12 protein-coding genes are annotated in these 12800 nt (G+C 69.0%); 2 read left to right on the top strand and 10 right to left on the bottom strand.

Annotation, left to right across the window (positions count from 1 at the left end; all coding sequences use genetic code 11):
- Positions 1-2 precede the first annotated feature (2 nt).
- From AC1DQF_RS01440 to AC1DQF_RS01400, 9 genes are all read right to left on the bottom strand, one after another.
- Positions 3-1061, bottom strand: coding sequence for an ABC transporter ATP-binding protein (locus tag AC1DQF_RS01440; RefSeq protein ID WP_477523423.1), 1059 nt, complete (start codon positions 1059-1061; stop codon positions 3-5).
- Position 1062: 1 nt separating this feature from the next.
- The gene (locus tag AC1DQF_RS01435; RefSeq protein ID WP_477523422.1) at positions 1063-2010 is read right to left on the bottom strand and encodes an ABC transporter permease; all 948 of its coding nucleotides are present in this window, start codon (positions 2008-2010) and stop codon (positions 1063-1065) included.
- A complete protein-coding gene (locus AC1DQF_RS01430; protein ID WP_477523421.1) occupies positions 2010-3032 on the bottom strand; it encodes an ABC transporter permease in 1023 nt (340 codons plus the stop codon). Before AC1DQF_RS01430 ends, AC1DQF_RS01435 begins: the two co-directional genes overlap by 1 nt.
- Before the next feature lie 73 nt (positions 3033-3105).
- Entirely contained in the window at positions 3106-4731 is a 1626-nt protein-coding gene (locus AC1DQF_RS01425; protein WP_477523420.1) for an ABC transporter substrate-binding protein, read from the bottom strand.
- A gap of 157 nt (positions 4732-4888) precedes the next feature.
- On the bottom strand, positions 4889-5542 hold the full coding sequence (locus AC1DQF_RS01420) for an HAD family hydrolase (RefSeq protein ID WP_477523419.1): 654 nt from the start codon (positions 5540-5542) through the stop codon (positions 4889-4891).
- Positions 5543-5667: 125 nt separating this feature from the next.
- Entirely contained in the window at positions 5668-6039 is a 372-nt protein-coding gene (locus AC1DQF_RS01415) for a histidine phosphatase family protein (RefSeq protein ID WP_477523418.1), read from the bottom strand.
- Entirely contained in the window at positions 6030-6767 is a 738-nt protein-coding gene (locus AC1DQF_RS01410; protein ID WP_477523417.1) for a haloacid dehalogenase type II, read from the bottom strand. The genes AC1DQF_RS01415 and AC1DQF_RS01410 overlap by 10 nt, the downstream gene beginning before the upstream one ends.
- Positions 6768-6875: 108 nt before the next feature.
- On the bottom strand, positions 6876-7628 hold the full coding sequence (locus AC1DQF_RS01405; RefSeq protein ID WP_477523416.1) for a ZIP family metal transporter: 753 nt from the start codon (positions 7626-7628) through the stop codon (positions 6876-6878).
- A 34-nt stretch (positions 7629-7662) separates the two neighbouring features.
- Positions 7663-8145 (bottom strand): MarR family winged helix-turn-helix transcriptional regulator, encoded by a 483-nt coding sequence (locus AC1DQF_RS01400; RefSeq protein WP_477523415.1) that lies wholly within the window; start codon positions 8143-8145, stop codon positions 7663-7665.
- A 76-nt stretch (positions 8146-8221) separates the two neighbouring features.
- On the opposite strand from AC1DQF_RS01400, the gene AC1DQF_RS01395 reads away from it, so the two are divergent.
- Positions 8222-10753, top strand: coding sequence for a molybdopterin oxidoreductase family protein (locus tag AC1DQF_RS01395; protein ID WP_477523414.1), 2532 nt, complete (start codon positions 8222-8224; stop codon positions 10751-10753).
- Positions 10753-11217 carry a hypothetical protein gene (locus AC1DQF_RS01390; RefSeq protein ID WP_477523413.1) on the top strand — a complete coding sequence of 155 codons (465 nt, stop codon included), beginning with the start codon at positions 10753-10755 and terminating at the stop codon, positions 11215-11217. The genes AC1DQF_RS01395 and AC1DQF_RS01390 overlap by 1 nt, the downstream gene beginning before the upstream one ends.
- 76 nt (positions 11218-11293) lie before the next feature.
- On the opposite strand, the gene AC1DQF_RS01385 is transcribed toward AC1DQF_RS01390, so the two are convergent.
- Positions 11294-12763, bottom strand: a complete 1470-nt coding sequence (locus tag AC1DQF_RS01385; RefSeq protein WP_477523412.1) for an MFS transporter — start codon at positions 12761-12763, stop codon at positions 11294-11296.
- Between the last annotated feature and the right edge of the window lie 37 nt (positions 12764-12800).

Below are 12800 nucleotides of genomic sequence, written 5' to 3'. Positions count from 1 at the left end.
TGTCAGGCTTCGTCGGCAACGCTCAGCACCTCCTGCGTCAGGGACTCGGTCCCTCCGGGCGGGATCTGGTCGTCCGGACCCCGCAGCCAGCACTCGACGCGCCCACCCCCCGGACGCTCGATGTTGATCGGGTTCTTCACGGCGCACACCTTCATCGCCTGCGGGCACCGGGGGTGGAAACGGCAGCCGTCCGGCGGGTCGACGAGGTCGGGCGGGGCGCCCGGGATGAACTCCAGCCCCGTCGTGGACAGGCTGATCGTGGATCGGAGCAGCTCGCGGGTGTAGGGGTGCTGGGGGTTCTGGAAGACGTCCGACACGAGTCCCTGCTCGACGATGCGTCCGGCGTACATCACCGCGACCCGGTCGCACGCCTCGGCGACGATCCCGACGTTGTGGGTGATCAGCAGCAGCGATGTCGAGAACTCGCGGCGCAGGTCGTTGAGGATCTGGACGATCTGCGCCTCGACGAGCACGTCGAGGGCCGTCGTGGGCTCGTCGGCGACCACGAAGGCCGGACGCAGCACGAGGGCCAGCGCGATCATCAGCCGCTGCCGCATGCCCCCGGAGAACTCGTGCGGGTAGGACTTGTAGCGGGTGGGCGGGATGCCCATCATGCGCAGCGCCTCGAGGGCACGCTGGCGCACCTGCTCCTTGCCCAGCGCCGGGTCGTGCTGCCGGATCGTCTCCTCGAAGTGCTCGGAGATGCGCATGAGCGGGTTGAGCCGCGTGAGGGGCTCCTGGAAGATCATCCCCAGCTCGCTGCCCCGGAGCTTGTAGGCCTCCTTGGGGCTCAGGGACAGGATCTCGTGGCCCTTGAACATCACCTCGCCGTCGCGCTTGGCGCCCTCGGGCAACAGGCCCATCAGGCCCCGGCCCAGGGTTGACTTGCCACAGCCGGACTCCCCCACAAGGCCGAGCGTCTCCCCCGGGGCGAGGTCGAAGCTCACCCCGTCGACCGCCCGGATCGCGCCGCGGGTGGTGCCGTACCAGACCCGGACGTCGCGGGCCGAGATCACCGGTTCCTGCACGGGCCAAGCGGCCGGCTCGTCGATGAGATCCATGTCAGTGCACCTCTTCCTCAGGAACGGTGCCACGGGGCGGCATCACGACCGGCATCAGCCGCCGCCGCCGCAGCGACGGGTTCATGGTCTCGTTGAGCCCTTCGCCCACCAGCGTCAGCCCAGTCACCAGCAACACGATCGCCAGGCCGGGGTACAGGCCGGTCCACCACACGCCGGAACCGGCGTCGGCCAGGGCCCGGTTGAGGTCGTGGCCCCACTCGGCGGCGTCCGTGGACTGGATGCCCAGCCCGAGGAATCCGAGACCGGCCAGGGTGAGGATGGCATCCGCGGCGTTGAGCGTCCCCAGCACGGGCACGCTCTGGATGACGTTGCCGAAGAGGTAGCGGCGCATGATGACGCCGTCGCTGGCCCCGATCGCGCGAGCGGCCTCGACGTACGACCCCTCCTTGGCGCTGACCGTCGTGTTGCGCACGACGCGGAAGTACTGCGGGATGTAGACCGCGGTCAGCGAGAGCGCCACGGCGATCACGCTGCCCCCGAAGAGGCCGGTGAGCAGGAACGAGAACACGATCGCGAGCAGGAAGGACGGGAACGCGAAGATCGCGTCCATGACGAGGACGAGGACCCGGTCCGGCCACCCGCCGTAGTACCCGGACACCAGTCCCAGCGGAACCCCGAGCACCACGCAGAACAGGATCGAGAGCAGGACCACCTCGATGGCCGTGCGTGCTCCCCAGATCACACGCGACAGCACGTCGAAGAAGAGCCGGTCGGTTCCGAACCAGTGCTCCGAGCTCGGCGGACCCGCCTTCGGGAAGCGCACGCCGTCGACCGCGGACTGCGCGAAGCCGTACGGCGCCAGCCAGGGTGCGAAGATCGCGCAGATCACGAAGAGGGCGCTCAGCAGGACACCGATGACCAGCATCCAGCGGGCCAGCCCGACCGTCTCGTTGAACGGCTTCGACAGCTTCCTCAGGACCCGGCGCATCAGTACCTCACCCGCGGGTCCACGAGGGCATTGACGATGTCGACCAGCAGGCTGATCATCACCACCGCGACCGCGAAGACGGTGATGATGCCCTGCACCGCGCCGTAGTCCCGGTTGTTGATGTACTCCACCAGCTTCTGGCCCAGGCCCGGCCAGTTGAACGTCGCCTCCGTGAGCACGGCACCACCGAGCAGCAGGGCGAACTGGAGCCCGACCACCGTGATGACGGGCACCAGGGCGTTGCGGAACGCGTGGTTGCGCGTCACCTTGCGACGGGAGATCCCCCGGGCCTCTGCCGCTTCCACGTAGTCGCCCTGCATGGTCTGGAGGATGTTGACGCGCACGAGCCGGATGAACACACCGCAGATCARCAGGCCGAGGGTGATCGCCGGCAGCAACAGGTGCTCGAGCACGTCCTTGATCGCGGCCGTGTCCCCGCTGAGGAAGGCGTCGATGAGAAGGATGTGCGTCACGGGCTGGACGGTGAAGATCGTGATGGGGGTGGCCATGCCCGACGTCGGCAGGCCGAGCGGCGSCGCGACGTAGACCTGGAGAAGGTAGCCGACGAAGAAGATCGGTGCGGCATAGCTGAGGATCCCGAAGAACCGGATCGCCACGTCCCCCGCGGAGTCGCGGTACCGCCCGGCCACCAGACCGAGCGGGATCCCGACCAGCAGCGCGACCGTGAAGGCGGCCACGGTCAGCGTCAGCGTCGCGCCGCCGTTGTCGCGGATCACGTGGAGCACGGGCTGGTTGTCGCTGAACGTGGTGCCGAAGTCGAGTCGCATCACCGAGGAGAGGTAGTCCCAGTACTGCTTGATCATCGGCTCGTTCAGTCCGAGCGCCTCGCGCCGCTGGTCAAGGGCTTCCTCGTCGAGTCGGCCGCCCAGARCCGCCGAGACCGGGTCGCCCGGAGCGACGCGGAGCACGACGAAGACCAGGGTGAGGATCACCCAGATCATGGGGATCACCAGCAGCGCCCGTTGCAGGACGTACTGCGGCAGGGAACCGGAACGGCTCATGTGCCCTCTCTCCGCGCAGGAGGCGTGGGGAGCCGCTCGGCGCGACCCCCCACGACATTGCCTTCGATCTCGGTCAGCCGGTCTTGCTGACGAGCCAGAACCGGAAGATGAATGCCGGGTCCAGCGTGTCCTCCACGCCCTCGATGCCCGCGCCGTACACACCGATGTTGGTGCCGACCCACGACGGGATGAACGGCACGTCCTTGGCCGTGATGTCCTGCAGCTGACCGAAGGCGTCCTCCCGGATGGCTGCGTCATCGGTGCCCTGCTCCTGCGCGATGAGGTCCTCGGCCTGCGGGTTCTTGTAGTTGTTCTGGAAGAAGCCTCCGTCGATCAGGAACGGCGACAGGTAGTCGTCGGTGTCCGGGTAGTCGGGGAACCAGCCGTAGAGGAAGAGGTCGAAGGCGCCCTCCTTGGAGATCGTCTGGTACTGCTCCCACTCCGTGCTCTTCAGGGCCACCGTGAACAGACCGCTGTCGTCCAGCTGGCGCTTGACCTCGTTGGCCTCGTCCTCGGTGCTCGGGCCGTAGTGGGTGGGCGTCCAGCCGAGCGTCAGGGCGACCGGGGTCTTGATGCCGGCGTCATCGAGGATCTTCTTCGCCTTGTCCACGTCCGGCTCGCCGTACGCCTCCTTGAACGAGTCCTTCTGACCCGCGTAGCCGGGCGGGACGATGGAGTAGAGCGGGTCGACCGTGCCGTCGTAGGCGTCCTGGGCGATGGCGTCACGGTCGTACACCTGGGCGACGGCCTGGCGGACCGCCAGCTGCTTCGCGGCCGGCGTGCTCAGCTGCCACACCCAGTAGCGGATCTCGGAGCCCTCGCCGGTGGCGACCGTGACCTTGTCGTTGCCCTTGAGGTCGGCGACGTCGGTCGGGCTGAGGCTGCGCCAGGCCACGTCCACCTCACCGTTCTCGGCCGCGATCTTCAGCGCCGAGGGCTCGGAGTAGTACTTGACGAAGACCGTCGAGGCCTGGCCCGTGTTGTCACCGGTGTACTGGTCGTTGATCTCGAGCACGGCCTGCTCGCCGGCCTTGTACTGGCTGAGCTTGTAGGGACCCGAGCCGATGATCTCCTCGTCCGGCAGCTTGGTGTCGGCCGGGAAGACGTCCTCGTCGACGATCGCCGCGGCGCCCGGATAGGTCAGCACGTACTGGAAGGTCGTGTCCGGGTGGTCGAGGTGGAACACGACCGTCTGGTCGTCGGGCGTCTCGATCGCGCCCTCGTTCATCGTGACCGTGCCGTCCTTGGCGGTGTCGGTGATGCTGCCCAGCAGGTAGATCGCGGCGCCGTTGGGGTCCTGGATCTTGATCGAGCGATCGAAGCTGTACTTCACGTCCGAGGACGTGAGGTCGTCCCCGTTGGAGAACTTCAGGCCCTCCTTCAGCGTGCACGTCAAGGTCTTGGGATCGTCGTAGGCGCAGCTGTCGGCCGCATCGCCCACGATCTCCGTCGACTTCGCCGGCACCGTCACGAGGGTCTGGTAGAGGTTGTACTCCAGGGTCGACGAGCCGAGGTCGTAGGAGCCGGCAGGGTCCAGCGCGGTCACGCTGTCGGTCGTGCCCAGGATCCAGGGCTCGCCGGTGCCACCAGCGCTGCTGCTGCCGCCTCCGTCGTTGCTGTCCGAGTCGCCGCCGCAGGCAGTCAACCCGACGGCAAGCAGGGCGATCACTCCCAGCTGGGCCACTGTGTGTCGACGCATGTCTCCTCGCTCCCCGTCCGGATTCCGGACACCGATGTGTGCTGCGTCCTCGGAAAGTAGCCCCTCGGATGTGACGTGCGCCACCCCGCGCGCCGAAGTGGCGCACAACCGTGTCCGAACGCCCATCCCGGGCGTCGGAGGGTCTCGGTGGGACCGGTCAGCGGGAGACCAGGTCCGCGAGGTAGGTGGCGTCCAGACCCGCCAGGGTGTCGGCGAACACCCGCCGCTCCCCCCCGAGGATCGGCACGTGGTTAGGCACGCACAGCACCACGCAGCCGGCGGCCTCCGCCGACTTGGCGCCGGTGTTGGAGTCCTCGACGGCCACGCAGTCGCCCGGCTCGACGCCCAGGTCCGCGGCCGCCTTGAGGTAGGGCTCGGGGTGCGGCTTGCCGAACTCGACCCGGTCCCCGGTGACGACCGTGCCGAAGGTGCCCTCCGGCAGGTGTTCGAGGATCGGCTCCACAAAGCGCATCCACGACATCGTCACCAGGGCGCACGGCACGTCATGGGCACGGAGGTCGGCCAGCAGCTCGCGGCCACCCGGGCGCCACGGAACCTCGCGGCGTACGCGCTCGACGACACCGTCCAGCAGCTCGTCGACGATCTCCTCGGGCGTCCGGTCGATGCCCATGTGCTCGCGGATGTAGGCGCCGGACTCGAGCAGCGCGTTGCCGACGAGGTTGAGGGCGTGCTCCTGCGACCACGTGCCGCCGTAGTTCGCGGCCATCGCGTACTCGGTCTCGATCCAGTACGGCTCGGTGTCGACGAGCGTGCCGTCCATGTCCCACAGGACGGCTGCCGGCCGCCGCACTCCCCCATCCGGGCGCTGACCTGCAGGAACACGAAAATTGACGGTACTCAGAATGCCCTCCGAAGAACTCCGTACGACGCTCGTTGCGACGACCCACCCTAGATCGACGCCGACGGGATCGACGATCAGCCCAGCCAGGTGATCGCCCTGTCGACGCGCGCCACTGCACCATTGGCCACCTCGACCCACGGTGCGTCCTGTGGAGCGACCCCTGTCAGGTGGGCCACCGCCGCTCGGATGGCATCGCCGTGCGAGACCAGCACGTTCACGCCTCCGTCGAGCTCGGCCACCTCTGCGAGCAGGGCGCCCAGCCGATCATGCACCTGCATCACCGACTCCCCGTCGGCCACCGGGAGCGTGGGATCGGACCAGTCGTGAGCCGCCGCAGCCGCCCACCTCTCGTCGTACCCGCGTACCTCCAGCTCGCCGAGGTGCTGCTCGCGGAGGCGGGTGTCGACCGCGCGCACCAGGTCGCTGGTGCCACCCGTCACCGCCACAGGGCCAGGCTCCCGGCCAGCTCGGTGACTGACGCGATGCTGAGGTCGGGGGTCTTGAAGTACGTCGGATAGGTGCCTCCGCCCCGATTGATCCAGGCCGTCGCGAGGCCCGCCCGCGTCGCGCCGTCGATGTCCCACGGATGGACGGCCACGAGCATCGCGTCCGCCGGGTCCACTGCACACCGCTCCAGCGCATGGAGGTACGCGGCCGCGGCCGGCTTCCACGAGGGCGCGTCCTCCACGGACAGCGTCGCCTCGAAGTGCTCCCGCAGTCCGGACCGGTCGAGCAGCGCCTCGGCGACGGCTGCGGATCCGTTGCTGAGCGTGACGAGCCGGAACCCCCGGTCGGCCAGGCTCCGGACGCCGGCCACGACGTCCCCATGGACGGACAGGCTCGCGAAGCCCTCCATCACGTGTCGCACGGCGTCCGCGACGGGGCGATCCAGCGGCAGCCCGTCGAAGGACACCCGCAGGGACTCGGCGGCGATGGTGGCGAACGCTTCGTTCTCTCCCACTGCCGTGAGGGCGAAGCCGTCGCGCAGCAGACCGGTGAACCACATCCCCGCCAGGTGATCGGGCGCGCCCACGTCCGCGAACCTCTCCGCCATCGGTGACATGTCCGAGAGCGTCTCGTTGACGTCGAAGACGATCAGCGCAGGACGCCGACGCCCGCCCGGACCTGCCGCGTCGATCTCCACGGAGGGGGAGGTCGGGTGCTGGTCGGTCACGATCCCACCGTAGACCGACATGCTGGGCCGCCCCGGCGCCGATCGCCTGGTGAGGGGCAGTCGCGTCGGTCGTCCCCGGTCATGCCCCCACCACGATCCTCGTGGTGGTCAACCCGCGCGGCTGATGGTGAAGGCGGTGAGGAATCCGATGGTCGCGATCAAGCCGGCGTAGAGATGCGTACGTTCGAAAGCCTCGGGGATCATCGTGTCGGCGACCATCGTCAGGATCGCTCCTGCGGCCAGCGCGGTGATGGATGCGACCACCTCGGCTGATGCTCCCTGCAGGAGGACACAGCCGAGAAGGCCGGCGACTCCGCTGGCCAGGGCGACGCCGATCCACACGCCGAACACGTAGCGAGCCGAGCGACCGTTGCGCTTCATCCCCGCAGCGCTGGACAACCCCTCGGGCAGGTTCGAGATGAAGATCGCCGCAAGCACGGGTACGCCGACGCCGTGTCCACCGAGGAGCGACAGGCCCAGGACCACCGACTCCGGGATCCCGTCGAGGAGCGCACCGATGGCGATCGCCGATCCGCTGCCTTCCTGCTCCTCCTCGGCCGGTTGTTGCTCACCGGACCGCTTGCGGTGGCGCGCTCCCCTCTTCGCCAGGGCCACGTTCGCGAGGACGTAGGCCACCGCTCCCGCCAGGAAGCCGATGACGGTGGCGAGCAGCCCACCCGAGGCCTCAGCCTCGTCGACCAGGTCGAAGGCGAGCGCGGAGATCAGCACGCCGGCTCCGAAGGCCATGACCGAGGCGACGATCCGCGCAGGTACGTCGACCACCCAGGCGACGAGTGCGCCGACGACCAGAGCACCGCCGGCCACGAGCCCCCAGAGCCCTGCCTGGAGCCAGATCGGCATCACGCACCCACCTCACGCGGCCGGCGCCACGACGTCACATCGTGTGGGCTGCCCACTCGGCCTCTCCGATCTCGTGTGCCGCGTCGCTGAACGCGGTGAGCGCCTCCATCATGGCGCCGAGGTCGCTGTCCGACATCTGGCTGAGGACCAGCTGCACGTCGTGACGTCTGCGGTTCCGGACGGCCGTCAACAGCTCTCGCCCATTCGCACTCAGCGACACCACCACCTCCCTCCCGTCGCTCGCGGACCGGTCCCGGCTCAGCAGCCCCAGCTTCTGGAGGCGATCACAGAGCCGGCTGGCGTTGGATGCGTTCACCTCCAGCTGTTCGGCGAGAGCCTTGACGGTCTGGCCGCGTCCGGTCGCCAACAACACGAGCAGTCGGTGCTGGGTGAGCGTCACCTCCACCGGCGCTGCGCTGATGGAGCGCACGGCGATCCCCACCAGGGCGCGGCTGACGGTCATGAATGCATCAGCCAGGTCGTCGCGCTCCGCAGCCGCGGACGTCTGATCGACCACCTTGTGTCCCTTCGAGGGGTGTGCTTTGGTTGCTGGAAAGTATACATGCGCTGGCGCAACTATCTAGGAGCTGACCATGCCACACGATGACCGACCGTCGGCGGGCGGTGACACCTCGGACCGCGTGGCCGACGTGCACGGGACGAGAACTCCGCATCCCCGCGGGACGGTGTGGCCCGCGCGGGTGGACCAGCGCCTCGATGACGGTGTCAGCGAGCAGGACGTGGATCAGTGGGTCCAGTCGGCGTGCCTGTTGTGCAGCAACGGTTGTGGCGCCGACATCGCGGTGAAGGACGGACGGATGGTCGGGATCCGTGGCCGGGCGGCAGACTCGGTCAATCACGGAAGGCTCGGACCCAAGGGTCTCTACGGCAGCACCCCGTGGGCGTCCTCACCGGACAGGCTGACGCGTCCGATGGTCCGGGAGAACGGCCGTCTCGTGGAGACCGACTGGGAGACCGCGATGGGTCGCATCGTTGCGGAGAGCACGCGGCTGCTGGCGGAAAAGGGCCCACTGAGTCACGGCTTCTACACCTCAGGGCAGCTCTTCCTCGAGGAGTACTACACGCTCGCCGTCATCGGGAAGGCCGGGATCGGGACGCCCCACATGGACGGCAACACACGGTTGTGCACCGCGACCAGCGCCGCGGCGTTCAAGGAGTCCTTCGGCGCCGACGGCCAGCCCGGTTCCTACTCCGACATCGAGCACTGTGACGCGATCTTCCTCTACGGCCACAACATGCCTGAGACCCAGACCGTGCTGTGGGCCAGGATCCTGGATCGGACCCGCGGCGAGGACCCGCCCCGGATCGTGTGCGTCGACCCGCGTCGTACGGCGGTCGCGGACGAGGCCGAGCGCACCGGCGGTGTGCACCTGGCGCCGAGGGTGGGCACGAACCTAGCTCTGATGAACGGACTGACGCGCGAGCTGTTGGTCAACGGCTGGGTCGACGACGCGTGGGTTGCGGCCCACACGATGGGACTGGCCGATCTGCGCGAGGTCGTGGAGCCGTACACACCCGAGCACGTGGCCGACGTGTGCGACGTCGACGCCGAGGACCTGCGCCGGGCGGCGCGCATCTTCGGAGAGAGCACCGGCGTGCTGTCCACGGTGCTCCAGGGCTTCTACCAGTCGCACCAGGCCACGGCCGCCTCCGTGGCCGTGCACAACCTGCACCTGCTCCGGGGCATGATCGGTCGACCCGGCGCCGGGGTGCTGCAGATGAACGGGCAGCCCACGGCGCAGAACAACCGCGAGTGTGGTGCCGACGGCGACCTCCCCGGCTTCCGCAACTGGGACAACCCGGGGCACGTGCAGCAGCTCGCCGACGCCTGGAACGTGGACCCGATGACGATCCCGCACTGGGCGCCGCCCACCCATGCGATGCAGATCATGTCCTACGCGGAGACGGGGTCCATCGGCCTGCTGTGGATCTCGGCCACCAATCCCGCGGTATCGATGCCCGAGTCCGCTCGGATCCGCAAGCTCCTCAGCGGCGACCAGTGCTTCRTGGTCGTCCAGGACCTCTTCCTGACCGAGACGGCCCAGCTGGCCGACGTCGTCCTCCCGGCCGCCGGGTGGGGCGAGAAGACCGGCTGCTTCACCAACGTCAACCGGGTCGTGCACCTCTCGGAGCAGGCCGTCGACCCACCGGGCGAGGCTCGCAGCGACCTGGACATCTTCCTCATGTACGCCCACGCCATGGGCTTCACCGACCGGGACGACCAGCCACTCATCCCCTGGCGCACCTCCGAGGAGGTCTTCGACGCCTGGGCGTCGGTCACGGCCGGTCGACCTGTCGACTACACGGGATTGTCCTACGACAGGCTGCGCGGTCCGACCGGGATCCCCTGGCCGGTCAACGAGGAACACCCCGACGGCACCGACCGGCTCTACGCGGATGGGGTCTTCCCCACCGACACCGACCACTGCGAGACCTACGGTCACGACCTGGCGACCGGCGGCAGCGTCACCGAGCAGGAGCACCGGGCCATGGCACCTGCCGGGCGCGCGTTCCTGAAGGGGGCGCCCTACACCCCGGCGCACGAGACACCCGGAGAGGACTTCCCGCTGCTGTTCACCACCGGCAGGACGGTCTACCAGTTCCACACTCGTACCAAGACAGGTCGTTCGCGTTCCCTCGACCAGGCTGCTCCGGACGCCTGGGTGGAGCTCAGCCCCCTCGACTGCGGGGACCTGGGCATCGCCGAGGGCGACTGGGTCAGGGTCGAGTCCCCCCGGGGCGCGATCGAGGTCCGTGCCCGCGTCGGTCGGGTCAAGCAAGGGGCGGTCTTCGCCCCGTTCCACTACGGACACTGGGAGCCAGACCAGGTCGCACCGCACGAGGACGCAGCCCACCGCACGGCCAACGAGCTGACCATGACCGTGTGGGATCCGGTGTCCAAGCAGCCGGCCTTCAAGACCGCCGCCTGTCGAGTCACCCGGCTCCACGGTGGCGACGGACCGGCGCCAGCGCCGACCAGGACCGCTTCAGGTCCAGCCTCTGCAGCCCTGCCGCCGACCACCGGCGGCGGTCCCACCACCAGTGAGGTGCTGGCGACGACGCCGCCCTACCCGTTGGACCCCTCGGAAGGGAGTGGTTCCTGATGCCTCATCTGGCGACCTACGTGGCCCTGGTGGATCACAGCGAGCAGACCCTTGCCGACTCGCTGCGCGCCGTCGCCGTGGGTCACGCCCGGCAGGCCGACGTCTTTCACACCTGTCACCTGCTGGCCGGGTGGAGTGACCAGCACCGGGAGGACCTGGCTTCGGTGGTCGAGCGCTACGGAGAGCAGGAGGGCATCGACGAACCCGACCGGCTGCGCGCTGATGTGCTGGCCGAGACGAGAGAGGGTGAGATCGGACTCCTGCGCGACCTCCAGGACCTGCACCTGCTCGCCACCCTCGTCCACACCACGTGGACCGTGATCGCCCAGGGGGCTCAGGGCCTGCGTGACCGCGAGCTCCTCGAGATCTCCACGTCCTGCTCCGCCGAGACCACCCGTCAGCTCACCTGGCTGGTCACCCGGATGAAGCAGACGGCCCCTCAGGCACTGATCGTGGCGCCTTGACGCGACGCGCATCGCCGATCTCGTCCAGCCCGCTCCGCACCACCGCACACGAACGCGGCTCGTCCTCGGCGGCTCGCTAGCGGTCCTCCGCCGCCGGACGCGGCTCGGGCCTGACGTTCCCGGGTACCGGAGCCGATGTGTCGGGACGACCCGTCGTCCGTGGAGGGACCCGGGCGGCCATCCCGAAGGCGGTCACGGACGAAGCGACCAGGATCGCCGCGGCGACGAGGAAGCAGGCGGTGAACGCATCCATCGCGTCCAGGCCGACGCTGTCCCCCACCAGCGCGAACAGGATGCTCACGCCGACGACGAAGCCGATCTGTCGGGCCATGGTGACCACGCCGCTCCCGGTGGCCGCCTGGTGCGGCGCGAGGTCGTGGGTCGCGCCAGCCATGAGGTTGGGCAACGCCAGCCCGACCCCGACGCCGCCGAGCAGCCAGCCCGGCAGGTACGCGGTGAGGTACGCCGGTTCCGGGCCCATCCGGAGCGCCAGGAACAGCGAGCTGAGCGCCATCACCAACGAGCCCGCCGTGATGAGCCGGGCGGGCCGCGCTGTGGGCAGGAACCGGTGGCTGAGCGCAGCAGTCACCGGTACCAGGACGGGCCCGACCGCGACGGCGAAGCCGGTCTGCAGTGCCGAGTAGCCCCAGATCTGCTGCAGCCACAGGATGCCGACCAGCAGGTTGATCGCGAACGAGACGTTGAACAGCACCATCGTCGCGATCGCCCATCGGAAGGTCGGGACACGTATCAGCTCGGGGTGGATGACCGGGGAAGGGTGACGCATCGACCGGAGCGCGAAGAGGACCCCCAGGAGCAGGGAGAGCCCCAGCGCCAGGGCGGTGCGTCCTCCCGCCCAGCCCCATTCCGGACTCTTCACCAGGCCCAGGGCGAGCATGCCGACCGAACCTGCGAACAGCACGGCCCCGAGCAGGTCGGGGACACCTGCCTCGTCGTCAGGTCGAACCTCGTGCACCTCGCGCAGCGCGACGACCAGCAGCGCCACACCCACGGGAAGGTTGATCAGGAACACCCACTGCCAGCCGAACTGGGTCAGCACCCCGCCGACGCTCGGGCCGATCGCCGCGGCGATCGCGCCGGTCGCAGCCCACAGGCGCACCCCGCCCAGCCGTCTCTCCGCCGGCAGCGCCGCCAGCAGGATGCTCAGGCTGGTCGGGGTCATGGCAGCAGCCCCGGTCGCCTGGAGGACCCGGAAGGCGACGAGCACCCACACGCTGCCGCTGAACGCGCACGCGACGCTCGCCAGCGTGAACAGCAGCAGACCACCCAGGAAGATGTGCTTGCGCCCGTAGCGGTCGGCGAGTCTCCCGAACGGCACGAGCAGCGCGGCGAACGTGACCGCGTACGCGTTCAGGACCCAGCTGAGATCTCCTGCGGTGGGGCCGTCCGGCCGGTTGACGCCGAGGCTGGCACCGATGTCGTCGAAGGCCACGTTGACCACGAACAGGTCCAGGCTCGACATGAAGGCGGCGCCGACCGCCACGAGGACGACGAGTCGGGTCCTGGGCTGGCTGGGGAGAGGCACAGTCAGGACACTAGGGGCTGACTAGGTATTTGCCAAG

The sequence above is a fragment of the Nocardioides sp. P4_G4 genome (genome assembly GCF_056401085.1).
Note: the sequence above shows the minus strand (reverse complement) of the source record. Positions and strands in the feature narration are given on the sequence as shown.